At 70.7% G+C, this 22,984-nt stretch carries 23 protein-coding genes and 1 tRNA gene; 10 read left to right on the forward strand and 14 right to left on the reverse strand.

Annotated features, from left to right (window positions below):
- Positions 1–72: 72 nt before the first annotated feature.
- Positions 73–1,116, reverse strand: coding sequence for a C40 family peptidase (locus ACXKZB_RS16755; protein WP_488823909.1), 1,044 nt, complete (start codon positions 1,114–1,116; stop codon positions 73–75).
- 177 nt (positions 1,117–1,293) lie between these two features.
- Positions 1,294–1,989 carry an iron-dependent transcriptional repressor DtxR gene (locus tag ACXKZB_RS16760; protein WP_123312028.1) on the reverse strand — a complete coding sequence of 232 codons (696 nt, stop codon included), beginning with the start codon at positions 1,987–1,989 and terminating at the stop codon, positions 1,294–1,296.
- A 174-nt stretch (positions 1,990–2,163) separates the two neighbouring features.
- Between ACXKZB_RS16760 and serC the strand changes: the two genes are divergently transcribed.
- Complete coding sequence (gene serC / locus ACXKZB_RS16765) at positions 2,164–3,279, forward strand: phosphoserine transaminase (protein ID WP_123312026.1); 1,116 nt, start codon at positions 2,164–2,166, stop codon at positions 3,277–3,279.
- 90 nt (positions 3,280–3,369) lie between these two features.
- Here the strand turns inward: serC and ACXKZB_RS16770 are convergent, their stop codons facing one another.
- Both ACXKZB_RS16770 and ACXKZB_RS16775 read right to left on the reverse strand, forming a co-directional pair.
- A complete protein-coding gene (locus ACXKZB_RS16770; protein WP_488823910.1) occupies positions 3,370–4,059 on the reverse strand; it encodes a DUF3027 domain-containing protein in 690 nt (229 codons plus the stop codon).
- A 4-nt stretch (positions 4,060–4,063) separates the two neighbouring features.
- Positions 4,064–4,441 carry a cold-shock protein gene (locus ACXKZB_RS16775; RefSeq protein WP_111085215.1) on the reverse strand — a complete coding sequence of 126 codons (378 nt, stop codon included), beginning with the start codon at positions 4,439–4,441 and terminating at the stop codon, positions 4,064–4,066.
- 109 nt (positions 4,442–4,550) lie between these two features.
- Between ACXKZB_RS16775 and ACXKZB_RS16780 the strand changes: the two genes are divergently transcribed.
- The 5 genes from ACXKZB_RS16780 (at position 4,551) to ACXKZB_RS16800 (ending at position 10,851) form a co-directional block, all read left to right on the forward strand.
- Complete coding sequence (locus ACXKZB_RS16780; RefSeq protein WP_148061738.1) at positions 4,551–4,796, forward strand: hypothetical protein; 246 nt, start codon at positions 4,551–4,553, stop codon at positions 4,794–4,796.
- 28 nt (positions 4,797–4,824) lie between these two features.
- Entirely contained in the window at positions 4,825–6,588 is a 1,764-nt protein-coding gene (locus tag ACXKZB_RS16785; RefSeq protein WP_488823911.1) for a helicase-associated domain-containing protein, read from the forward strand.
- A 48-nt stretch (positions 6,589–6,636) separates the two neighbouring features.
- Positions 6,637–8,334 carry a DNA repair helicase XPB gene (locus ACXKZB_RS16790; protein WP_488823912.1) on the forward strand — a complete coding sequence of 566 codons (1,698 nt, stop codon included), beginning with the start codon at positions 6,637–6,639 and terminating at the stop codon, positions 8,332–8,334.
- Positions 8,335–8,385: 51 nt separating this feature from the next.
- Positions 8,386–9,081: a response regulator transcription factor gene (locus ACXKZB_RS16795; RefSeq protein WP_017888045.1), complete on the forward strand. Its 696-nt coding sequence runs from the start codon at positions 8,386–8,388 to the stop codon at positions 9,079–9,081.
- 63 nt (positions 9,082–9,144) lie between these two features.
- Positions 9,145–10,851, forward strand: a complete 1,707-nt coding sequence (locus tag ACXKZB_RS16800) for a sensor histidine kinase (RefSeq protein ID WP_488823913.1) — start codon at positions 9,145–9,147, stop codon at positions 10,849–10,851.
- Between the two features lie 586 nt (positions 10,852–11,437).
- Here the strand turns inward: ACXKZB_RS16800 and groL are convergent.
- The 6 genes from groL to ACXKZB_RS16830 form a co-directional block, all read right to left on the reverse strand.
- Entirely contained in the window at positions 11,438–13,060 is a 1,623-nt protein-coding gene (gene groL / locus ACXKZB_RS16805) for a chaperonin GroEL (RefSeq protein ID WP_123312014.1), read from the reverse strand.
- Between the two features lie 261 nt (positions 13,061–13,321).
- Complete coding sequence (locus ACXKZB_RS16810) at positions 13,322–13,525, reverse strand: cold-shock protein (RefSeq protein WP_111085222.1); 204 nt, start codon at positions 13,523–13,525, stop codon at positions 13,322–13,324.
- Positions 13,526–13,706: 181 nt separating this feature from the next.
- Positions 13,707–14,312, reverse strand: a complete 606-nt coding sequence (locus ACXKZB_RS16815) for a LytR C-terminal domain-containing protein (RefSeq protein ID WP_488823914.1) — start codon at positions 14,310–14,312, stop codon at positions 13,707–13,709.
- Complete coding sequence (locus ACXKZB_RS16820) at positions 14,309–14,620, reverse strand: DUF3263 domain-containing protein (RefSeq protein WP_396289380.1); 312 nt, start codon at positions 14,618–14,620, stop codon at positions 14,309–14,311. The genes ACXKZB_RS16815 and ACXKZB_RS16820 overlap by 4 nt, the downstream gene beginning before the upstream one ends.
- Positions 14,621–14,717: 97 nt before the next feature.
- A complete protein-coding gene (locus ACXKZB_RS16825) occupies positions 14,718–15,719 on the reverse strand; it encodes a DUF2332 family protein (protein WP_488823915.1) in 1,002 nt (333 codons plus the stop codon).
- Entirely contained in the window at positions 15,719–16,192 is a 474-nt protein-coding gene (locus ACXKZB_RS16830; protein WP_488823916.1) for a GNAT family N-acetyltransferase, read from the reverse strand. The genes ACXKZB_RS16825 and ACXKZB_RS16830 overlap by 1 nt, the downstream gene beginning before the upstream one ends.
- A 65-nt stretch (positions 16,193–16,257) precedes the next feature.
- Here ACXKZB_RS16830 and msrB point away from each other — a divergent pair, with 65 nt between their 5' ends.
- Both msrB and ACXKZB_RS16840 read left to right on the forward strand, forming a co-directional pair.
- A complete protein-coding gene (gene msrB / locus ACXKZB_RS16835; RefSeq protein ID WP_123312006.1) occupies positions 16,258–16,665 on the forward strand; it encodes a peptide-methionine (R)-S-oxide reductase MsrB in 408 nt (135 codons plus the stop codon).
- 37 nt (positions 16,666–16,702) lie between these two features.
- A tRNA-Thr gene (locus ACXKZB_RS16840) sits at positions 16,703–16,778 on the forward strand.
- A 199-nt stretch (positions 16,779–16,977) separates the two neighbouring features.
- On the opposite strand, the gene ACXKZB_RS16845 is transcribed toward ACXKZB_RS16840, so the two are convergent.
- Both ACXKZB_RS16845 and ACXKZB_RS16850 read right to left on the reverse strand, forming a co-directional pair.
- On the reverse strand, positions 16,978–18,009 hold the full coding sequence (locus tag ACXKZB_RS16845; protein WP_488823917.1) for an aldo/keto reductase: 1,032 nt from the start codon (positions 18,007–18,009) through the stop codon (positions 16,978–16,980).
- Positions 18,010–18,090: 81 nt separating this feature from the next.
- Positions 18,091–18,870: an alpha/beta fold hydrolase gene (locus tag ACXKZB_RS16850; RefSeq protein ID WP_488823918.1), complete on the reverse strand. Its 780-nt coding sequence runs from the start codon at positions 18,868–18,870 to the stop codon at positions 18,091–18,093.
- A 34-nt stretch (positions 18,871–18,904) separates the two neighbouring features.
- Between ACXKZB_RS16850 and ACXKZB_RS16855 the strand changes: the two genes are divergently transcribed.
- Positions 18,905–19,642 carry an NAD(P)H-hydrate epimerase gene (locus ACXKZB_RS16855; RefSeq protein ID WP_488823919.1) on the forward strand — a complete coding sequence of 246 codons (738 nt, stop codon included), beginning with the start codon at positions 18,905–18,907 and terminating at the stop codon, positions 19,640–19,642.
- Positions 19,643–19,653: 11 nt separating this feature from the next.
- Here ACXKZB_RS16855 and ACXKZB_RS16860 read toward each other — a convergent pair whose 3' ends face one another.
- Positions 19,654–20,796: a glycerol dehydrogenase gene (locus ACXKZB_RS16860; RefSeq protein ID WP_488823920.1), complete on the reverse strand. Its 1,143-nt coding sequence runs from the start codon at positions 20,794–20,796 to the stop codon at positions 19,654–19,656.
- A 112-nt stretch (positions 20,797–20,908) separates the two neighbouring features.
- On the opposite strand from ACXKZB_RS16860, the gene ypfJ reads away from it, so the two are divergent.
- Entirely contained in the window at positions 20,909–21,799 is an 891-nt protein-coding gene (ypfJ, locus tag ACXKZB_RS16865) for a KPN_02809 family neutral zinc metallopeptidase (protein WP_488823921.1), read from the forward strand.
- A gap of 77 nt (positions 21,800–21,876) precedes the next feature.
- Here ypfJ and ACXKZB_RS16870 read toward each other — a convergent pair whose 3' ends face one another.
- Positions 21,877–22,821: a DsbA family protein gene (locus tag ACXKZB_RS16870; RefSeq protein WP_488823922.1), complete on the reverse strand. Its 945-nt coding sequence runs from the start codon at positions 22,819–22,821 to the stop codon at positions 21,877–21,879.
- Between the last annotated feature and the right edge of the window lie 163 nt (positions 22,822–22,984).

The raw sequence follows: 22,984 nt of genomic DNA on the forward strand, positions 1-22,984 counted from the left end.
GGGCCGGTTCCGGCGATGTTCACGGGATCGATGCCCCGCGGTCGGGTCGGACGCCGCGGCGCCTCAGATGCCTCAGATGCCGAAGCGGACGATGTGGTAGTCGCTGGTCCAGATCGGACGGATCGACACGGAGCCACCGGGCTTCGGGGCGTCCATGATCATGCCGTTGCCCATGTAGAAGCCGTCGTGCGCCTCGTTGTTGAAGATGACGACGTCACCGGGCTGCGCCTCGGACTCGGGGATCGTGGTGCCGGCCTGGTCCTGCAGCGGCACGGAGTGCGCGAGGTTGATGCCGTACTGCGCGTACACGAACATGACGTAGCCGGAGCAGTCGAAGCCCGACGGGTCGGCGCCGCCGAAGACGTACGGGGTGCCGATGTACTGCTTGGCGGTCGCGACGACGGCCGGCAGCGAGAACGGGGTGTCCGCGGCGGTGGAGCTGGCCACGTAGTCGGCGGCGGACGGGCCGGTGTACGAGGCGTACTGCTCGGCGGTCTGCGCACGCGCAGCCTGGGTCGCGGACGCCTGCTCCTCCGCGTCGGCTGCGGCCTGCGCCGAGGCCGCGGCCTGGTCGGCCGCTGCCTGCTTCGCCGCTGCGCGGGCGTCGAGCGTCGCGGTCGAGGTCGCGCCGTAGCCGTCGCGGCTCGTACCGGCCAGGGCCACCGCGTCGGACACCGAGAACTCCTGGCTCTCGGTCGCGCGGACCTGACGCTGGGCGTTCGCCGCGTCGGTACCGGTGGCGGGCTGCGCGGCGAAGGCCGGTGCGACCGCCACGGTGCCGAACATGCCGGCGGCGACCGTCAGGACGATGGGGGCGAGGAACTTGCGCTTGCGCGACGCCGAACTGGCCTTCGCTGCGGTGGCACTGGCTGCAGCCTGCGCGGCACGACGGCCGCCGGGGAGCGGCGCGGACCGCACGGGGACGACCTTGCGGGTCGTGCGCGCATCGGCCTGGCGGGCGGACCGCCGGGTGAGCGGGGCGTCGGTGGCGTTCTCGGTGTTCGTCGGGTTCGCGGGCGTCTGGTCGTCCGCGGCGGAACCGGTCTGCGTCAAGGGTGTGGTCTCCGGCGTCTCGTCATCACGCTGCCGTGGGTGTCCGGCGACGTGCAACCCCATCCGTTCGTCATCGTTTCCGATCGAGGCAGGAGACGGGTTCGAGACGTCCTGCCACGGGTCTCCGGCTCAGGCGCAGCGCGGGGACTCGACGAGTGTACGGGGCCGTCGTTACCTTGTCGAGATGAAACGGCCCGTTTGTAACGAAACGGTTAAGAAGCCCTGGTCAGAGCGGGGAAATCAATTCCGCTCGATGTACACGTGCTGCGCGACCTCGACGGGGAGCTCGATGCCCGAGTCCTCGCCCTCGACACGCACGGCGACGTAGGCCCCGGCGCGCTGCACGCCCGCGAGCCGACCGGGCATGACGCCGGCCGTGCGGAGCTGGTGCAGGAGTTCGGGTTCGAACTGCACGGGCTCGCCCAGACGTCGGATCACACCGGTCGCGACGGCGTCGGTGCCCTCGGTCGCGGCGACGATGTTCTGCACGCCGTCGAGGAACCCGGCGGCTGCGGGGCCGCCGATCTCGGCCAGGCCGGGGATCGGGTTGCCGTACGGCGACTCGGTCGGGTTGCCGAGCATCTCGAGCAGGCGGACCTCGACCTGCTCGCTCATGACGTGCTCCCACCGGCAGGCCTCGTCGTGGACGAAGGCCCAGTCGAGCCCGATGACGTCGGCGAGCAGTCGCTCCGCCAGACGGTGCTTGCGCATGACGTGGGTGGCGCGTGAGCGGCCCTCGTCGGTGAGTTCCAGGTGGCGGTCGCCGGAGACGACGACCAGGCCGTCGCGCTCCATGCGGGCGATGGTCTGCGAGACCGTCGGGCCCGAGTGACCGAGCCGCTCCGAGATGCGGGCGCGCAGCGGAACGATCGCCTCCTCCTCGAGGTCGAGGATGGTGCGAAGGTACATCTCCGTGGTGTCGACGAGATCGGTCACGGTCCGCCTCTCATGTCTGGGCCCAGCGGCCACCACCCTACTTGTTCGGACCGACGAACTCCGACCGACACTTGCACGGGGCAAGAAGAGCGCCGCAGCCGCACCCCGACGGGCAACCCCGTCCGGCCGGTACAGGCGCACCAGCACTGGGATCGCGCTCGGTAGGATCGGCGCATGGCAGACATCGTCATCCCCGCCGAACTCCTCCCGACCGACGGCCGCTTCGGCTGCGGACCGTCCAAGATCCGCGGCGCGCAGCTCGAGTCCCTCGTGACGCGCGGGGCCACGATCCTCGGCACGTCCCACCGCCAGAAGCCCGTGAAGGACCTGGTCGGCAGCGTCCGCTCCGGGCTCGCCGACCTGTTCCAGGTCCCCGAGGGCTACGAGGTCGTCCTCGGCAACGGTGGTTCGACCGCCTTCTGGGACGCCGCCGCGTTCGGCCTCATCGAACGCCGTGCGGAGAACCTGTCCTTCGGCGAGTTCGGGTCGAAGTTCGCCAAGGCGGCCGGCGCACCGTGGCTCGAGGCGCCGCACGTCGTCGAGGCCCCCGGCGGATCACTCGCCGCGCTCGAGCCGATCGACGGCGTCGACGTCTACGCCTACCCCCACAACGAGACCTCGACCGGCGTGATGGCCCCGGTCGTCCGCGCCGCCGGTGACGCCGGTGCGCTCACGGTCGTCGACGCCACGAGCGCCGCCGGTGGTGCCGCGTTCGACGTGGACGCCACCGACGTCTACTACTTCGCACCGCAGAAGAACTTCGCCTCCGACGGCGGCCTGTGGCTCGCGCTGTTCTCCCCCGCCGCGATCGAGCGCGTCGAGCGCATCGCGGCGAGCGGTCGGTACATCCCGGAGTTCCTGTCGCTCAAGAACGCCGTCGACAACTCGCGCCTGAACCAGACGCTGAACACCCCGGCGATCTCGACGCTGCTGCTGCTCGACGACCAGGTCCGGTGGATCAACGAGTCCGGCGGCCTGGCGTGGGCGGACACCCGCACGAAGACCTCGTCGTCGACGCTGTACGACTGGGCCGAGTCGGTCGACTACGCGACCCCGTTCGTCACCGATCCCGCAGCCCGCTCGCAGGTCGTCGCCACGATCGACCTCGACGACTCGATCGACGCCAAGGCCGTCGCCGCGACCCTGCGCGCGAACGGCATCGTCGACACCGAGCCGTACCGGAAGCTCGGCCGCAACCAGCTGCGCGTCGCGACGTTCACCGCGATCGACCCGGACGACGTCGCGAAGCTCGTGCAGGCGATCGACTTCACGGTCGACGCCCTGCGCTGACCCCACGCCCCGCCGTCCGGTCGACGGACACCTGGGAAACGACGAAGCACCACGGGAGACCGTGGTGCTTCGTCGTTCTGGTGGCGCGGGTCAGGAGCGGTGGAAGTCCGGGTCGACCTCGCCCGCATCGAGCTGGTCGACCACGAGGTCGGCGTCCGGGTCGACCGGCCGCACGCGCTGGGCGCGGCGACGGCGGGGCGGCTGCGGAGCCTCGTCGACTGCGTCGTCGTCACCGTCGGAGGCGTCATCGTCGACCTCGGCGAGCGCGTCGACGTCCACACCCTCGATGTCGTCGTCGTCCGACTCGTCCAGGTCGTCCTCGTCGGCGTCGAAGTCGTCGTCGTCCGACTCGTCGTCGGCTTCGTCGTCGTCCGCGTCGTCGTAGTCGGCGTCCTCGTCCGAGTCGTCGTCCGACTCGTCGTCGAAGTCGTCGTCCTCGTCGTCGTCGGACTCCTCGTCCGACTCGTGGTCCTGCGCCGCCCGGTACTCGGCCAGTCGTTCGGACCACGGCACCCACTCCGGTGCCACGAGCGAGCCGTCGCCGGGCATCAGCTCGACCTCGAGCACGGTGGGGTCCTCGTCGCCGACCTTCGCGACGCTGACGGTCCAGCGCCAGCCGGGGTACCCCGGCATGCGGTTCGCGAACAGGACGGAGACGACGCCGTCGCCCTCGTCCACGGTGCCGACGGGCGCGCCGATGCTCGACTCCGGGGTCACCTCGAGCAGCGCGGTCCGCGCCAGGTCGGTGTAGTCAACAGGTACTGCGTCGCTGTCTGTCATGGCGTCACGCCTCCAACTGGTCTGCGACGTGCCGCAGGATGGCGGCGAGTCGATCGCCGTTCTTCGGGTAGCGGCCGTGGCGGAGGTCTCCGCTGATCCGGTCGAGTTCCTTCACCAGGTCCTCGACGATCACGGCCATGTCGTCTGCGGAGCGACGGGTCATCCGCGACAACGACGGCTGCGGGTCGAGGAGCCGCACGGACAGTGCCTGCGACCCCTTCTTCCCCTGCACGACGCCGTACTCGAGCCGGGATCCCGCCTTCACGGTCACGACGCCGTCGGGCAGCGAGGAAGCGTGCAGGAAGACCTGGTCGCCGTCGTCTCCGGTGATGAAGCCGAAGCCCTTGTCGTCGTCGTAGAACTTGACCTTGCCGGTGGGCATGCGTGGACTCCTCGAGGTCGTGGTACGGCCGTGGTGCGTCGGATATCCTGGGTCGATGGCCAATCCGACCCGATCAACCGGGAACCCGCAGGATTCCGCAGAACCCCCGGTGACGTTCAATCGTACCGAACGCGCTCTGGCGTTCATGGTCGGTGGCATCTTCATCGCTGCGTTCCTCTGCATGGCGGCGATGATCGTCATGTGGCTGACGGTCCCGAGCGCGCAGGGTTCCATGCCGTGGCCGGTGATCATGGCGATCCCACTCGTCGGGTTCCCGATCGGCATGGTGCTGGTCTTCACGCTCCTCGGCATCACCTGGACGCGTCGCGCACGAGCCAACCGGACGGCTCGCTGACGTCCGCCCCGGACGCTGGCACCGGACGATGACGACCACCGCCGACCTGGCCGCCCGACTCCGGGCGCTGCCGGACGACTCCCTCGAACGACTCGTCGCTGCGCGGAGCCTGCCCCCGGCCGCCCTCGGCGAGACCGGTCCGCAACGGATCACCGACTTCTTCGACCTGGCCGAGGCGCTCCGCACCGACGACGCCGTCGACGCCGCGGTCGAGCACCTGCCCCGCGCCACCATCCTGGCGCTCCGTGACGGCGGTGACGCCGACAGCCTGGGCCCGGCGATCACGCTCGGCCTGGCCGACGAGGACGGCGCCGTCGACGACGCGGTCGCCGCACGCGTGGCCGCCCACCCCGACCTCGTGGCACTGGAACGGTCAGGAGGCCCGGATCGCCCCGACCGCGCTCCGCACGCCGACGACGTGGCCGGTCAGGACCGCGCACGCACCTCCGGCGCGGAGCAGGCGTTCTCGAGCATGACCGTGCTCGCCGAACTGCTGCGTGCGGTGGACGCCGGCTCGGTCCGCGAACTCGTCAAGGGCGGCATCGGCACACCACTCGCCAAGGCGCTGGCCGAGCGCATCGGCACCGAGGCGGACCTCGTGCCCGGGAGGCTGGAACTGCTCGACCGCGTGGGCTTCGCGGACCCGGGCTCCGGCCGCTGGACGGTCACCGACGCCGGGCAGGCCTGGCTGGTCGCCGACTGGCCGGACCGCTGGGCGACGCTGGTGTCGGCCTGGGCGGACACCCTCGGTACCGCGGTGCACGAGGTCCTCGCGCTCGCAGACGACGACCTGCGCGACCTCGTGGCGCTCGGACGCTGGGCGTACCCCGCGGGCTCCCGTTGGCTCGACGCCCTCCTGCTCGACGCCGCCGGTACCGCCGGGTCGCTCGGACTCGCGGTCGACGGCATCGTCACGAGCACCGGCCGGGCGCTCCTGGACGGTGACGCCGGACCCGCGTCGGAGGACCTGCCCGGCACCGTCGACCAGGTGTACCTGCAGCACGACCTGACCGTGATCGCTCCCGGGCCCCTCGCACCGGTCGACGACGCCGCCCTGCGCACGGTCGCCGTGCTCGAAGCCCCCGGGTTGGCCGCCCGGTACCGGATCTCCGAGGACACCCTGCGCGCGGCGTTCCGTGCCGGGCACTCCCGCGACGACGTCCTGGCGCTGCTCACCCGACTGTCGTCGACGGGTGTCCCGCAGCCGCTCGCCTACCTGGTCGACCAGGTCGCCGGACGCGACGGCAGCATCGTCGTCGACCGCGGCGAGGGTGGGGTCGGCGCCGTGGTGCGCGGCACCGCGGACCAGCTCGACCTCATCGGTGTCGACGCCGAACTCCGGCAGATGGCGTGGGAGCGCAGCGACCTGACGACGCTGACCACCCGCTACCCGGCGCACGTCGTGCACACCGCGCTCGAGGACCAGCGCTACCCGGCCGTGCTCGCGACCGGCGCCCGCCCCGAGACGCACCACGGGCCTCCCGGTCGGCGCAGCCCCACCGGACGCTCGCCGGAACAGGCGGCGCACGCACTCGTGGAACGACTCCGCCTGACCACCCAGCGTGGTGACGCCGAGCCGGAGCAGGAGTGGCTGGGACGGCAGATCGACCTGGCCGTGCGCGGGCGGACGCCGATCCGGCTCACGGTCCGCATGCCGGACGGGTCCGAGCGGCCGTTCTCGATCATCCCGACCTCCGTCGCGGCCGGCCGCGTCCGCGGCCGTGACACCAGCGTCGACGTCGAACGCACGTTGCCGTTGTCGCTCGTCGTGGCGGTCGAGAGCGACGCCTGAGGGGCGCGGTCACCCGAACGCAGGTGACGACGGCTAGGCTGGCAGGTCATGAACGGACCGCTGATCGTGCAGAGCGACCGCACCGTGCTCCTCGAGGTCGCTCACCCCGACGCCGAGGACGCACGCCACGAGCTCGCGGCCTTCGCCGAACTCGAACGTGCCCCCGAGCACGTGCACACCTACCGCATCACCCGCCTCGGCCTGTGGAACGCACGGGCCGCCGGACACGACGCCGAGGCGATGATCGCCACCCTCGAGCGGTTCGCCAAGTTCCCCGTCCCGCAGAGCGTCACGGTCGACATCCGTGACACGGTGTCGCGCTACGGGCGACTCGTCATCCGGCGGGAGGAGCGCGAGGACGCCCCGGTCATCGCGAACTCCCCCAGCGAGGAACTCGAGCGCCTTCCCGTGCTGCTCCTCACCGCCGAGGACCCGTCCGTCCTGGCCGAGGTCATCCGGTCGAAGCGGATCAAGCCGTTGCTCGGCGACATGCGGAGTCCCTCCGAGGTCGAGCTGCAGCCGTGGGCTCGCGGGCAGATCAAGCAGGAGCTCGTGAAGCTCGGCTGGCCGGCCGAGGACCTGGCGGGCTACACCCCCGGGCAGCCGCACCCGATCGACCTCGACACGGCCGAGTGGCACATGCGCCCGTACCAGGAGCAGGCCGTCGACACGTTCTTCGCGCAGGGCTCCGGTGTCGTCGTGCTGCCCTGTGGCGCCGGCAAGACCCTGGTCGGCGCCGGTGCGATGGCGACCGTCAAGGCGACCACGCTCATCCTCGTGACGAACACCGTGTCCGCACGGCAGTGGCGCAGCGAGCTCCTGAAGCGGACGACCCTGCAGCCGGAGGACATCGGCGAGTACTCGGGCAGCGTCAAGGAGATCCGGCCGGTCACGATCGCGACGTACCAGATCCTCACCGCCCGCCGGAAGGGCGAGTACACGCACCTGTCGCTGCTCGACGCCCTCGACTGGGGCCTCATCGTGTACGACGAGGTCCACCTGCTGCCGGCACCGGTCTTCAAGCTGACCGCGGACCTGCAGGCACGCCGTCGCCTCGGCCTCACGGCGACCCTCGTGCGCGAGGACGGCCGCGAGGGCGACGTCTTCTCGCTCATCGGCCCGAAGCGCTACGACGCTCCGTGGAAGGAGATCGAGGCGCAGGGCTACATCTCCCCTGCCGAGTGCTACGAGGTGCGCATCGACCTGCCGCACCAGGAGCGCCTGGAGTACGCGGCCTCGAGCGACGACGAGCGCTACCGGCTCGCCGCCACCTCGCCCGCGAAGACCCCGGTCGTGCGGGAGCTCATCGAGAAGCACCGCGGCGAGCAGATCCTGGTGATCGGGCAGTACATCGACCAGCTCGACGAACTGGCCGCGTCGCTCGACGCGGCCGAGATCACCGGTGCGACCCCGGTCGACGAACGCGAGCGGCTGTACGACGCGTTCCGAGCCGGCGAGGTGGACGTGCTCGTCGTGTCGAAGGTCGCGAACTTCTCGATCGACCTGCCCGACGCCACCGTCGCGATCCAGGTCTCCGGTTCCTTCGGGTCACGGCAGGAGGAGGCGCAGCGCCTCGGACGACTGCTGCGTCCGAACAAGGACGGCCTGCCCGCGTCGTTCTACACGCTCGTCGCGCGGGACACCGTCGACCAGGACTTCGCGCAGAACCGGCAGCGGTTCCTCGCCGAGCAGGGGTACTCCTACACGATCTTGGATGCCGACCAGGTCCAGGCGCCCGTGGGCTGACGTACGCACCGCTCTCAGGAAACCATTAGGGAACGGTCAGAAGATAGGACCATGAGCGATGGCCCCAAGATCCTGATCGTCGACGACGAACCGAACATCCGCGACCTCCTGACGACCTCGTTGCGCTTCGCCGGGTTCGCCGTCCGTGCCGTCGGCAACGGCGCCCAGGCGATCTCGGCCGTGCTCGAGGAAGAACCCGACCTGATCATCCTCGACGTGATGCTCCCCGACATGAACGGTTTCGGCGTCACCAAGCGCCTCCGCTCGTCGGGCTACACCTCGCCGATCCTGTTCCTCACCGCGAAGGACGACACCGAGGACAAGATCACCGGTCTCACCGTCGGCGGCGACGACTACGTCACCAAGCCGTTCTCCCTCGACGAGATCGTCGCCCGCATCAAGGCCATCCTGCGGCGCACGATGAACGACGAGGAAGACGCGATCATCCGCGCCGGCGAGCTGACGATGGACCAGGACACGCACGAGGTCACGATCGGCGACGCGCAGATCGAGCTCTCGCCCACCGAGTTCAAGCTGCTCCGCTACCTCATGCTCAACCCCAACCGCGTGCTGTCGAAGGCGCAGATCCTCGACCACGTGTGGGAGTACGACTTCAACGGCGACGCCGGCATCGTCGAGTCCTACATCTCGTACCTGCGCCGCAAGCTCGACCAGTACTCGGCCGAGCCCATCATCCAGACCAAGCGCGGCTTCGGGTACATGCTCAAGGCGTCCAAGGCCTCGTAGCGTCCGTTCTTCACGGCGGCCGTCCGGTTTCACCGGGCGGCCGCTGTCTATCGTTGGGGCAGCATGCACACGCGAATGAGCCGCTGGTGGGACGGGATCTCCCTGCGCACCAAGATCACCGGGATCACGGTGCTCCTGGTGGCGCTCGGCCTGCTCGTCGCCGGGCTCGGCACGATGACCGTCCTGTCCACGTACCTGATGGCGCAGCTCGACAACAACGTCAAGGGCACGACGGAGCAACTCGAGGGCCAGAACATCAGCGACGGCGAGCAGTACTGCAAGCTGTCGGTCGTGCTGTCGCAGAGCGCCTACGTCGCCGCGTACGACGCCGACGGCGACAAGATCTGCCAGACGAAGGCGTCGAGCCGTCCGGACATCCGCGAACTCGACTTCTCGGCAGCAGCGCAGAACGGTTCGCGTTTCTCGCTCTACGACAGCCAGCACAACCACGAATGGCGTGCCCAGGTCATCCCCGCGTCGCTGCAGAACCAGACGAGTGGCTCCACCGAGACCGGCTTCGTGCTCGTCGCGGTGTCGAGCGCCGACACCGACCAGACGATCCTGCGGTTCACCGCGATCTTCCTGAGCTTCGGTGCCTCGGTGATCCTGCTCGGGGCGATGCTCACGCGGCTGCTCGTCACCGCCACGTTCGACCCGTTGCGGGACGTCGAGGACACCGCTGCGCGCTTCGCCGCGGGTGACTTCAACCAGCGCCTCGAAGCGGACACCCCGAACACCGAGGTCGGCCGGCTCAACCGATCCCTCAACGTCATGCTCGAGCGCATCGACACCGCGTTCGAGGACCGCCAGCGCACCATCGACCAGATGCGCCGGTTCGTCGGCGACGCGTCGCACGAACTCCGCACGCCGCTGGTGTCCCTGCGCGGGTACGCCGAGCTGTACCGGATGGGTGCACTGCGCAAGGAAGAAGACGTCGCCCAGGCGATGGAGCGCATCGAGAAAGAGGCGAAGCGGATGGGTCTGCTCGTGCAGGACCTGCTCCAGCTCGCCCGCATCGACGAGTCGAAGCCGCTCGAGCTCGGGCCGGTCGATCTCGTCGCCATCGCACGCGACTCGGCGCTCGACACCATGGCGTCCAACCCGGACCGCGAGATCCAGGTGCTCGTCGAGGACGCCATGACGGGCGAGAGCGTGCCCCAGGCCGTGCGGCCGCCCTCGTCCTCGTCGTCGCTCTCATCGGGCTCGCCGTCCGACACGGGCGAGGTCCCCCCGGCGTCGCCCACCTCGGCGAACACCACGGGCCCCATCGCGTTCTCGCGGCAGACGATCGCGCGTCTCCGTGCTCGTCGGACCCGGGCGATGGACATCGAGGCCGGTGCCGCCCCCACCGACGAGACGACACCGCTGCCCACGGTCGTGATGCCCAAGCGCCCGCCGATCGTCTTGGCGGAGGAGAACAAGATCCGCCAGATCGTGACGAACCTGATGGGCAACGCCATGCGGTTCACCGAGCACGACGACCCGATCGAGATCGGCGTCGGCGTGGACGACGACCGCGGCATGGCCCACATCGACGTCATCGACCACGGCGAGGGGATCCCCGCGCAGCTGCGCGACAAGATCTTCCAGCGGTTCTGGCGTGCCGACACCTCGCGCGCTCGGGACACCGGCGGCTCGGGCCTCGGACTCGCCATCGTGTCGGGCATCGTCGCGGCACACCACGGCTCGGTCGAGGTCTTCGACACCGAGGGCGGCGGCGCGACCTTCCGCGTCTGGCTGCCCCTGCTCCCCCGCGACTACGCCGCCTGACGCGGGCGGGCGGCGCGGCTGCGCGCCCGCGCCAGCGCGCGCGCGCCGGCGCGCGCGCCGGTACCTGCGCCCGAGGTTCCAAAATCTCGGCATCTCGCGCCCTGTGGCGCTCGAGTTCGGAACCTCGGCGTTCAGCACACGGCGAGTCGTGGAACCCCGGCGCACCGAGTCCGCCGCAACCCGTTCTGTCCGGAGCCGCATCACACCGACCAGCGAGGCCGTCCATCGACGAGGAGCGGCACGAAGCTCTCGCCCTGACGGAGCATGCGCACGAGACGCCGGGCCGGCCGCGGTCGGACGCAGCGACGGAGAACGACGCTGGACGGGCCTCCAGTCCAAACCGACCGGCTCGGCGAGGTTCCACGACATGCCGCGCGTTGACCGCCGAGGTTCCGAACAACGGCGAACCCGGCCCCGAGATGCCGAGATTTCGGAACCTCACGGGCGGGGCAGGACGGGGCGGGACGGGACGGGCGAGACGGGACGGGACGCGCGCCACACGGACGCCCCCCCGCCCCCGCCCCCGCCCCCGCACGCGGAAGGGCCCCGCACGCGCAGCGTGCGGGGCCCTTCCGGAACAGCGGACCTAGAAGTCCATGCCACCCGTCGGGTCGCCGGCCGGAGCGGCCGCGGCACGCTCGGGCTTGTCGGCGACGACGACCTCGGTCGTCAGGAACAGACCGGCGATCGACGCAGCGTTCTGCAGCGCCGAGCGCGTGACCTTGGCCGGGTCGATGATGCCCGCGGCGATGAGGTCGACGTACTCGCCGGTCGCAGCGTTGAGGCCCCAGCCCGACTCGAGCTCGCGCACCTTGGCGGCGACGACACCCGGCTCGAGACCGGCGTTCAGCGCGATCTGCTTGAGCGGCGCGTCGATGGCCACGCGGACGATGTTCGCACCGGTCGCCTCGTCACCCTCGAGCTCGAGGGCCTCGAGTGCGACGGCACCGGCCTGGATGAGGGCGACGCCACCACCGGCGACGATGCCCTCTTCGACGGCAGCCTTCGCGTTGCGGACGGCGTCCTCGATGCGGTGCTTGCGCTCCTTGAGCTCGACCTCGGTCGCGGCACCCGCCTTGATGACGGCGACGCCACCGGCGAGCTTCGCGAGGCGCTCCTGGAGCTTCTCGCGGTCGTAGTCGGAGTCGGTCGCCTCGATCTCGGAGCGGATCTGGCGGACACGGCCGGCGATCTGCTCGGCGTCGCCGGCACCCTCGACGATCGTGGTCTCGTCCTTGGTGATGACGACCTTGCGGGCACGACCGAGCAGGTCGAGCGTCGCGTTCTCGAGCTTGAGGCCGACCTCTTCCGAGATGACCTGGCCACCGGTCAGGATCGCGATGTCCTGCAGCATGGCCTTGCGACGGTCGCCGAAGCCCGGGGCCTTGACGGCGACGGACTTGAAGATGCCGCGGATCTTGTTCACGACGAGCGTGGCCAGGGCCTCGCCGTCGACGTCCTCGGCGATGATCAGGAGCTGCTTGCCCGCCTGGATCACCTTGTCGACCACCGGCAGGAGGTCCTTGATGTTCGAGATCTTCGAGTTGACGATCAGGATGTAGGCGTCCTCGAAGACGGCTTCCTGACGCTCGGGGTCGGTGACGAAGTACTGCGACAGGTATCCCTTGTCGAAGCGCATGCCCTCGGTCAGCTCGAGCTCGGTGCCGAAGGTGTTCGACTCCTCGACGGTGACGACACCTTCCTTGCCGACCTTGTCGATGGCCTCGGCGATGAGCGCGCCGATGGTCGGGTCTGCAGCCGAGATCGACGCGGTCGCGGCGATCTGGTCCTTGGTCTCGATGTCCTTCGCGTTGGCGAGGAGCTGGTCGGAGACGGCGGAGACGGCCTTCTCGATGCCGCGCTTGAGCGACACGGGGTCGGCGCCGGCGGCGACGTTGCGGAGGCCCTCGCGGACGAGTGCCTGGGCGAGGACGGTCGCGGTGGTCGTACCGTCACCGGCGACGTCGTCGGTCTTCTTGGCGACCTCCTTGACGAGCTCCGCACCGATCTTCTCGTACGGGTCGTCGAGCTCGATCTCCTTGGCGATGGAGACACCGTCGTTCGTGATCGTGGGGGCGCCCCACTTCTTCTCGAGGACGACGTTGCGGCCGCGCGGGCCGAGCGTCACCTTCACGGCGTCGGCCAGCTGGTTCAGGCCGCGCTCGAGGCCACGGCGGGCCTCCTCGTCGAAAGCAATGATCTTAGCCATGTGAGTTCTCGTCCCTCCCGGACGTCGTGGGGTCGTGCTGGCACTCAACGTGAGCGAGTGCCAACGCCGATTCTGGCACTCGCCCGGTGCGAGTGCAACACGATCTGGAGGCTCGTCACGTCTTCCCAGCACACGTTGCGCCAACAGCGCACCCCGACCACCGCCGCGGGCCGCCCGCCACGCACGCCGAGCGACGCGGCCCACGCACGACGAACGCGCCGCCCCTGACGGGACGGCGCGTTCACGATGCGTGTCGTGTGGTCAGGCCGGTCGGACTGCCTCCGCCTGCGGGCCCTTCGACCCGGTGCCGACGTCGAACACCACTGCCTGGCCCTCCTCGAGGACCTTGTAACCCGACATGTCGATGGCCGAGTAGTGCACGAACACGTCCTGGCCTCCTCCATCGACGGTGATGAAGCCGAAGCCCTTTTCAGCGTTGAACCACTTCACGGTTCCGTTGGCCATGATCTCTTGCTCCCTGGTACTGCTGTGCGAACGACGTGTTCGTCGTCTGCAAGGGACTCTGCTGGAAGCACGCCGATCAGGCAAGAGGTGTGACGTTGTTTCACGTCGATTCCGACAGAAATCAACGTGCCCGAAACACGACCGTCACAAATGCGGGCGGAACGGGCCCGCGGAATGCGGATCAGCCGGTGTAGTCGGCCCCGAGCACGACGCTCACGTCGGCGTTCGGGAACGCTGCCGACTGCTGCACGGCGGTGACCCCGAGCTGCTTCGCGATGCCCTGCGCGACGGCCGCCTGTGCGGCCTGCTGGTAGTACACGATCGTCGACGTCGACCCGGTCGTGCCGGCGTCCCCGGTCGAGGCGACCTGCCAGCCGGCGCCGGTCAGCGTGGCGCTGGCGCGGGCGGCGAGGCCGGTGGTCGTCGTGCCGTTCAGGACGACAACGGTGGTCGTGCCCTGCTGCGCCGGCGTGGCCGCGGCCGCTCCGGAACCGGCATCCGCACCGGCCGACGAGGAGGCCGAGGGCTTCGAGGTGGCGGACGCGGACGGCTTCGACGTGGCCGACGAGCTCGTCGACGCCGAGGGCGAGTCCGACCCGCTGAACGAGTAGCTGCCGTTCAGGAGTGCGAGGACGAGCACGCCGATGCCGACGAGCACGCCGGTGGCGAGTGCCGCCCAGGCGAACGCGATCCAGCCACGGCCGCGGCGCTGGGCACCGCGGTGTGCGCCGACCCGGGGGCCGTCGGCGACGTCGTCGAACCGGTCACGGGGGAATCTGGTGCTCATCGTTCCTCTTCACGTCCTTCGGGAGCGCCGCCGGGCGCGACGAAGCTGCGCGTCGCCCGGGCGCTGGTGCGCGCGTGCCGGAGCCGCTGCAGCCTGGTGACGAGCTGCGGGTCGTACGCGAGTGCCGCGGGCGAGTCGATCACGCGGTTCAGCACCTGGTAGTAGCGCGCCGGCGACATCTCGAACTCGACCCGGATCTCCGCTTCCTTCGTGCGGTCGTGCCGTGCCCGGTCGTGCTCGAACGACAGCACGTGCCTGGCGAGCTCGGTGAGCTCGTCAGCGCGGTGCTCGTCGGTGGGGCTGGTCACGGCGGTTCCGATCACGTGTCGGGGAACGGGTCTCGCACATCGTAGGGGCGTCGAGCATCCGGACCCTGGCACGGCGCTGGACTGTCGCGAACACCGGTCACAGGTTCGGGTCGCGGAACCAGCGCACCCGCGTGCCGAACGGGTCCGAGACGGCGACCGCGGTGCCGTCGATCGAGACCGTGGCGAAGGCGTCCGGATCCGCGGGGTCGACGTCGTCGGGCACCGTCGCCGCGACACCGCGCAGGATCCCGGTGCGTTCGAGCGCGATCCAGTGCACACAGCGTTCGCGGACGCGGTCCACGAACCGCTGGCGCTCGGCGCCCGGCACGTAGACCAGGGTCCCGGTGGTCAGGACGACGGGCTCCACGTCGTCCGGCAGGGCGTCCAGTGCACGGTCGAGGTCACCGGGCAGCGTGCCGACGAGGCGGACGGGAGGCGCGGCGAGCGTCGCGCGCGCCGCCTCGCGCATCAGGGCGATCCGGTCCGTCGCCTCGGGCGGGACGGCCTCGACCAACCGGTCGAACGCGCCCGGTGCGGCGAGGTCGATCGGGTTCGGATCGAGCAGGACCCGTGCACCGATCGAGATCGGCGAGCGCGCCGGCGCGGGCACGTCGCCGGTGACGTCGACGACCAGTCGGATCGACGGGTCCTCCGGCGCCGTGTGCATCCGGACGACGTCGCCCTCGGGACCCACCCGGTGGTCGAGGGTCACCCGGTCCGGGATCGAGCAGAGCCCCGCCGCGGCGCCGGCGTCGACCAACCCGAGCGGCCGCGGTGCCCGCTCGGCGAGTGCCGCGAACAGCGGGACGACGGGACCGAGCCGCCGCGGGTCGTTGGCCTGCACCGTGGCGGAGGCGAGGGCCGTGACCAGGGCGGGGCGGGCCTCCCGTCCGATCGCGCGCAGCGCACCGGGATCCGACGGGTCCGCGCCCAGCCGCCGCGCGACGGCGAAGAGCAGCTCCGGCTGCCGCTGCTGCTCGGGGACCTCGGCGAGGAGCGCGACGAGCGCGGGGTCCAGCGACCGTGCCCACGCGGCGTACGTCGGCGAGACCGCCTCGATGCGGTCGGCGTACGCGGCGTACCGGGCCCGTGTGTCCATCAGCGCCCGGGGCGGTGCATGCCGACGTGGCGGATGCCGGCTTCGTCGTACGGTTCCCCGAACCGGACGAAGCCGTACTGCTCGTACAGGGCCGCGACGTACTCCTGGGCGTGCAGGACGAACGGGTCGTGCCCGTGTCGGTCGAGGACGGCGGCGACGAGCCGTCCGGCCACACCCTGTCCACGGTGCTCCGGGTGGGTGGCGACCCGGCCGATCACCCACTCCGGTGGCGACGCATCGGCCGGGTGGACCTCGTCCGCCGCCGGACGGATGAGGCGCAGGTACCCAACCGCATCGGTGTCGGTACCGAACCACCAGTGCTCGGTCTCGGGCTCGCGGTCACGGCCGTCGAAGTCCTCGGCCGTCACCCGTTGTTCGAGTGCGAAGACGCGGTTCCGGAGCACCACGATGCCGTACAGTTCGTCCGTCGTCAGACGGGTCCAGCGGGCGTGGTGCACGGAATGCTCGGACATCGTCGCGAGTTTACTGAAGTGGTCGGGAGTGCCCGGAAGAACCCGACCGGAAGCAGGAGGAACCAATGGCATACAACGTCGACAAGTCCGACGCCCAGTGGCGCGAGGAGCTCTCCCCGGACCAGTACGCCGTCCTGCGTCAGGCGGGGACCGAGCGGCCGTGGACCGGTGAACTCCTCGACGAGGAGCGTGCCGGCGTCTACACCTGTGCGGCCTGCAACGCAGAGCTGTTCAAGAGCGGCACGAAGTTCGACTCCGGCTGCGGCTGGCCGTCGTTCTACGAGTCGGTGAACCCCGACGCCGTGCAGCTGATCGACGACAAGTCGCTCGGCATGGTGCGCACCGAGGTCCGTTGCGCGAACTGCGGCTCGCACCTGGGCCACGTGTTCCCCGACGGTTTCGGTACCCCCACCGGTGACCGGTACTGCATGAACTCGATCTCGCTGAACTTCTCGGAGAAGTCCGGCGAGTGAGCGTCCGACGCCCTCACCGGTAGGATGAGCGGCGTCAGCCGGCATGGCGCAATTGGTAGCGCACCGTACTTGTAATACGGGGGTTGCGGGTTCAAGTCCCGCTGCCGGCCCCAGGACCGCCATCCGGCGGAGCGATGCCCCGGGTGATCACTCACCCGGGGCATCGGCGCGTGTGGAACACGGATCAGGGAGTGTTCCGGGCGCTCGACGCGGTAACCAGCCGGTCGTGCGACGAGGATGACACCTCGCCGAACCGTGCGTCCACACCCGGACCCCACATCAGCGCGAATCCGCACGAACGTGCACGGATCTTCAGCGTCCGCCGGTGATCTTGCGCTCCCGCTGAGCGACGCCGGCGGTGCCGTACGGGTAGTCGTCGATGCGTGGTGCGCTGGCGTCGGTGAGCTCCGTGAGCTCCGCTTCGGTCAGCACGAGGTCGGCCGCACCGAGGTTGTCCTCGAGCTGCGACACCGTCCGGGCGCCGAGGATCACGCTCGTCACCGCCGGCCGGGCGAGCAGCCAGGCGAGGGCGACCTGCGACCGTGAGGCGCCGTGCGCATCGGCAACCGCGGACACCGCGTCGAGGACGGCCCAGGTGCGCTCGTCGCCGTTCCGCGCTTCCCACGCCTCCATGCCGCGCGACGGGTTCTCGCCGAGTCGGGTGGAGCCGGTGGGTGCTTCGTCGCGCTGGTACTTGCCGGACAGCCAGCCGCCGGCCAGGGGCGACCAGGGCAGCAGACCGATCCCGGCGTCGAGGCTGGCGGGGACGATCTCGTGCTCGATGTCGCGGACGAGCAGGTTGTACTGCGGCTGCAGGGTGACCGGCGGTGCCCAGCCGTGCGCCTTCGCCTCGTAGACGGCCTTGGTGATCTGGTAGCCGAGGTAGTTCGAGAACCCGTAGGACCCGATCTTGCCCGCGGAGACGGCGTCGTCGAGGAAGCGCAGGGTCTCCTCGATCGGTGTCAGGGCGTCCCACGCGTGCATCTGGTACAGGTCGATGTGGTCGACCCCGAGGCGCTCGAGCGAGGCGTCGAGGGCGACCCGGAGGTGCCGGCGCGACAGGCCGACGTCGTTCGGGCCGTCCCCCTGCGGGAAGCGGCCCTTGGTGGCGAGGACGACCTGCTTCGCCTCGGTGGGGTGTGCCGCGAGCCAGCGGCCGATGATCCGCTCGGACTCGTTGCCCGAGTAGACGTCGGCCGTGTCGATCAGGGTGCCGCCGGCCGCGACGAACGTGTCGATGATGGTGTGGGAGGTGGGTTCGTCGGCTTCACTGCCGAACGTCATGGTGCCGAGGGTCAGCGTCGACACCGATGTCCCGCTGTTGCCGAGGAGTCTGTAGTCCATGGCGGGGACGGTACGCGCGACGTCCCCCTTCAGCGAGGACCTGGCAGTACCCGTCAGCGCGACGCGGACAACGCGCGCCGGTCAGGAACGCAGGAACGCCAGCGCCGCTTCGCGGAACGCCCGCGAGGTCGGCGCGTTGAAGTGGTTGCGCCCGGGGATCTCGAAGAACGACGCGTCCGGAGCTGCCTGCGCCAACCGCACGGCGCTGTCGCGGATGCCGTCCTCGCTGCCGGCCGCCATCAGGATCGGCTGCGCGGGGGCGTTGTCGGGCGTGGGCTCGATGCTGTTCCGCATCCCCTCGACCATCGCCACGAGCGCCGCGAGGTCGTTCCCCTCGACGTTCCCGGCCATGGTCAGGTAGCCGTTCGTCACGCGGTCCTCGATCGGCGTTCCGTCCGCCAGGTACGCCTTCGCCTGGTCGACCCGCACGCGGCGCATCGGGTCGGCGTCCGGGATGCCGCCGAACACCGCGCGGGTGATGCGGTCCGGCAACCGTTCGGCGGTGTGCCAGCCGACGCGTGCGCCGAGCGAGTACCCGAGGAACGCGACCTCGTCGAGCAGGTACGTGTCGATGACGGTGGTGACGTCCGCGACGAGCAGGTCCATCGAGTACGCGCCGGGGTCGCGCGGCTTCGCGCTCCCACCGTGCCCGCGCTGGTCGAACGCCAGCACGCGGTAGCCGGCGCGGACGAGGTCGCGGGTCCAGCCGGAGGCGTGCCAGTTCAGCACCGCCCCGGAGGCGAACCCGTGCACCGCGACGACGGCGGGGGCGTCGGGATCGCCGAAGTCGTAGGTCGCGAGCCGGAGGCCGTCGGGCGACATCACGATGCGAGGACGGGGCGCTTCGGGGACGAGTGACATGTCCCCTCCAGGGTACCGGGGCACTGTGGTCACCATGGACGGCTACGGCGGTGACCAGATCCGAGCGGCGGAGCGGCCGCACCTCGACGCGGGCGAGCCGCTGATGCAGCGGGCGGCCGACGGGCTCGCACGCATCGTCGGCGACCTGCTCGACGACCCGGCCGTCCGGCCGGGCGACGGACCAGGGTCCGTCCTGCTGCTGGTGGGCAGTGGCGACAACGGTGGTGACGCCCTGTTCGCGGGTGCGCGGCTGGCGGCGGCCGGGAGGCACGTGGCGATCCTGCGCGTCGGCTCACGGGTGCACGAGGCGGGCCTGGCAGCGGCGCTGGACGGCGGAGCGCGCCTCCTGGACGGTCCGTCCGGTCCACGTGCCGGCGGTGTGCCGGCACACGACGGCGACCGCCTGGCCGCGGTCGCGACCGACGCGGCGCTCGAGGCCGACCTGGTACTGGACGCGATCCTCGGGATCGGCGTGCGGGGGCCTGCGGCGCTCCGCTCCCCCGCCCGCGAGGTCGTCGACGCCGTCCGCGAGCTCGCCCGCGACCAGCGCGCACCGTTCGTCGTCGCCGTCGACGTGCCGAGCGGCATCGACGTCGACACCGGCGGGATCGCGGACGACCACGTCCTGCACGCCGACGTCACCGTCACGTTCGGCGCGGTGAAGGCCGGGTTGCTGATGGGGCCGGCCGCCACCCTCGCGGGACGGATCGAGCTCGTGGACGTCGGGATCGGCACGGACCTGGCGACGGTGGAGCCGCTGGTCCGCACCTGATCCCGATCCGATCAGTGGTGCTGGTAGAGCACCGGCTCCGGCAGGCCGTGCTCGGCGCGGATGCTGCGCGCGATGCCCTCGACGGCGATGAGGGCGTCGACCACGAGCTCCGGCGTGACCGGGAACGGCATGTTGTGGATGGTCTCGCCCTCCACCGTCGCGGCCTCGGCCACGGCGCGGAGCTCCGTCGTGTCGTCGACGGTCAGACCGATCTCGGTGAGGGTGTTCGGCAGACCGACCTTCGTGGTGAAGACGACGAAGTCCTCGATCTCCTCGGCGGGCGCGCCCTCGAGCACGAGCTGCGCGATCGTGCCGATGTTGACCTTCTGGCCGTGCGCCAGGCCGTGCGCCTGCGGGGCCGCGGTCAGTCCGTTGTGGATGGCGTGCGCCGCCGCGAGCCCGCCGGACTCGAACCCGAGGCCCGACAGCAGGGTGTTCGCCTCGACGACCTTCTCGAGCGCGGGCGTGACGACCTTGGCCTTCACTGCCTCGATGGCCTGCAGGGCGTTCTCGTGCAGCAGCTTCCAGGACAGCTCGGCGAGCGCGACGCCGGTCTCGGTCTGCAGGCCGCCGGCCATGGTGTCGGCGTTCGCACGCTTGGCGGCGCGGGCCTCGACCCAGGTGGCCAGGGCGTCGCCGATGCCGGCGATCAGGAACTGGACGGGGGCGTTCGCGACGAGCTTCGTGTCGATGAGCACGAGGTCGGGGTTGTGGGGGAAGAACCGGTACTCGATGAACTCGCCGGCCTCGGAGTAGATCACCGCGAGGGCCGACGTCGGGGCGTCGGTCGACGCCGCTGTCGGCACACTGGCCCAGCGGATGCCGGCGAGGTGCCCGGAGGCCTTGGCTGCGTCGATCGCGGATCCGCCGCCGAGTCCGACGATGACGTCGGCGTCCGTCGAGCGGATCTCCTCGACCAGGGCGTCGACCGCCTCCGGGGTGGCGAACCGGCCGAACCCGACACGTTCGATCCGCAGGTCCGCGGTCCGGAAGCTCTCCGTCACCGCGGCCTCGACGATGCCCCACACCACGTCGTCGGCGACGATCAGGGGGCGCTTGCCGATGGGGGCGACGAACTCGCCGACGCGGGTGATCGCGTCCTTGCCCTGCACGTAGCGGGCGGGGCTCATCACGGTGCTGATGGGAGTGGCCATGGTTGCGGTTCCTTCCGGTTGTACGACACGTGTCGGGGTCGCCGACGTCCTCGACGGTACGCGCGGGGCATGCGTGCGGCGTGCGAGTCCCGCGGGCCGTACATTCGGGGGCATGACGTTCAACGACGACTCGCGACTCTCCGGCGGCCGAGTGAAGCGCCGGGGCCGGACCGCCGCGGTCGGCGGAGGCGCGGTCGGCGTCACGGCCATCGTCGTGTTCCTGATCGCCCAGTTCACGGGCTTCGACCTGAGCGGGTTCGTCGGCGGGGACGGCACGACACAGATCCAGCAGCAGGGCGAGACGGTCGACGCCGCGCCGGAGTGCCGCACCGGCCGTGACGCCAACCAGCAGGTCGAGTGCCGGATGGAGGGGGCTGCCGAGTCCCTCGACGGCTACTGGACCGCCGAGGCCCGGACGCTCGGCATCTCGTACACGGCACCGGACTTCTTCCTCTTCGACGGCTCGACCGACACGTCGTGCGGCCAGGCGTCGGCCGCCACCGGGCCCTTCTACTGCCCACCGGACCGCGCGATCTACCTCGACACCGCCTTCTACGACGACCTGCAGTCGACGTACGGGTCGTCGGGCGGGCCGCTCGCGCAGATGTACGTCGTCGCGCACGAGTGGGGCCACCACATCCAGCAGCTGCAGGGCGCGTTCGCCAGCACGGACCGCTCGGGCACCGGGGCGTCGTCCGGCAGTGTCCGCGTCGAGCTGCAGGCGGACTGCTACGCCGGCGCCTGGGTCGGCGACGCGGCGAACACCGAGGACGCGGACGGCGAGACCTTCTTCGAACCGATCAGCCGGGCCGAGATCGCCGATGCGCTGTCCGCCGCGAGTGCCGTGGGCGACGACAGCATCCAGGAGCGCTCGAGCGGCCGGGTCGACCCGGACTCGTTCACGCACGGTTCGAGCGAGCAGCGTCAGCGCTGGTTCGTCCGCGGCTACCAGCAGGGCGCGACGAGCTGCGACACGTTCAGCGTCCCCGGTTCGTCCCTGTAGGCAGTGGACCCGGCCACGGACGACACGGGAGGCCCGGTGCCAGCCGGCACCGGGCCTCCCGTCCGTTCGTCAGCGCGTCAGCGCTTGGTCGGTGTGGGCGTCGGCGTCGCGCTCCGCGTGCGCGAGGGCGTCGCGCTCGGCGTGGGGGTCGGGGTCGCCTCGGTGGCACCGGCCGCGGTGACCACGAAGGTGCGGAAGTCGTCGTTCGTGATCGGCGACGTGAGCTCGTACTGCTGCCCGTTGACGAGCACCAGGGGCGTGCCGGGGAACTCGCTCAGCGACGAACCGGGGATGTCCCCGCCGGACACCGCGGTCGTCTGCTCGTCGACCCACTTGCTGTAGTCCTGGTCGGCGATGCAGCTCGCGACGGCCCTGCGGTCCTGCAGACCGGAGACCCCGGTGACGATCTTGGTGAGCTGCGCATCGGTGAGGCCGGGTGTGCCCTCTTCCGGCTGCTCGGCGTAGAGCGCCTTGTTGACCGCGTAGAACTGGTCCGGCGAGTGCTCGGCGACGCAGGCGGCGGCGTTCGCGGCGCGCAGCGAGTACTTCGTGCCCTGCGACCGGTTCGACAGGATCGCGAGGGGGTGGATGTCGACAGTGGCGGCGCCGGAGTCGACCAGGCTCTCGATGTAGTCGCCGTTGGCCTGCTCGAACTCGCCGCACGTCGGGCAGAGGTAGTCGACGTAGAGCGTGATGCGCACCGTGCCGACACCGGCGGTCGCCGAAGCACTCGGCGACGCGCTGCTCGACGCCGTCACCGGCTTCAGGCCCTCGCCGAGGGTGATGCCACCCTGCGACATGGTCGACGGCCCGGGGCCGGCGGGCTTCACGGAGTCCACCAGGACGAGCGTGACGATGGTGGCCGCTGCGAGCAGCACCACGCCGAGCCCGATCTGGAGTCCGAGCCTGGTCCCGCGCTGGCGGCGCTTCTGCTGTGTCCTGTGGCGCTGCGCTCGCTGTCGGGCGGCTTCGCGGCGCTCGTTCCGCGCGGCGCGGGCGTCACCCTCGGGGCGGTTGGTCATCGGTGCGTCGTCCTCCTGATCGGCGTCCGCACGACCTACCCCCGCTCGGCGGACGGACCCGGCGATTGTAGTGGGCCGCTCTGGGAACCACCCAACCACGCTCTGGGAACCGACCGGCCAGGTGGAAAACAGTGGCGCACCCGCGAGAACTCGTGTTGTATGA

The sequence above is a fragment of the Curtobacterium sp. ABR8 genome (assembly GCF_057812125.1).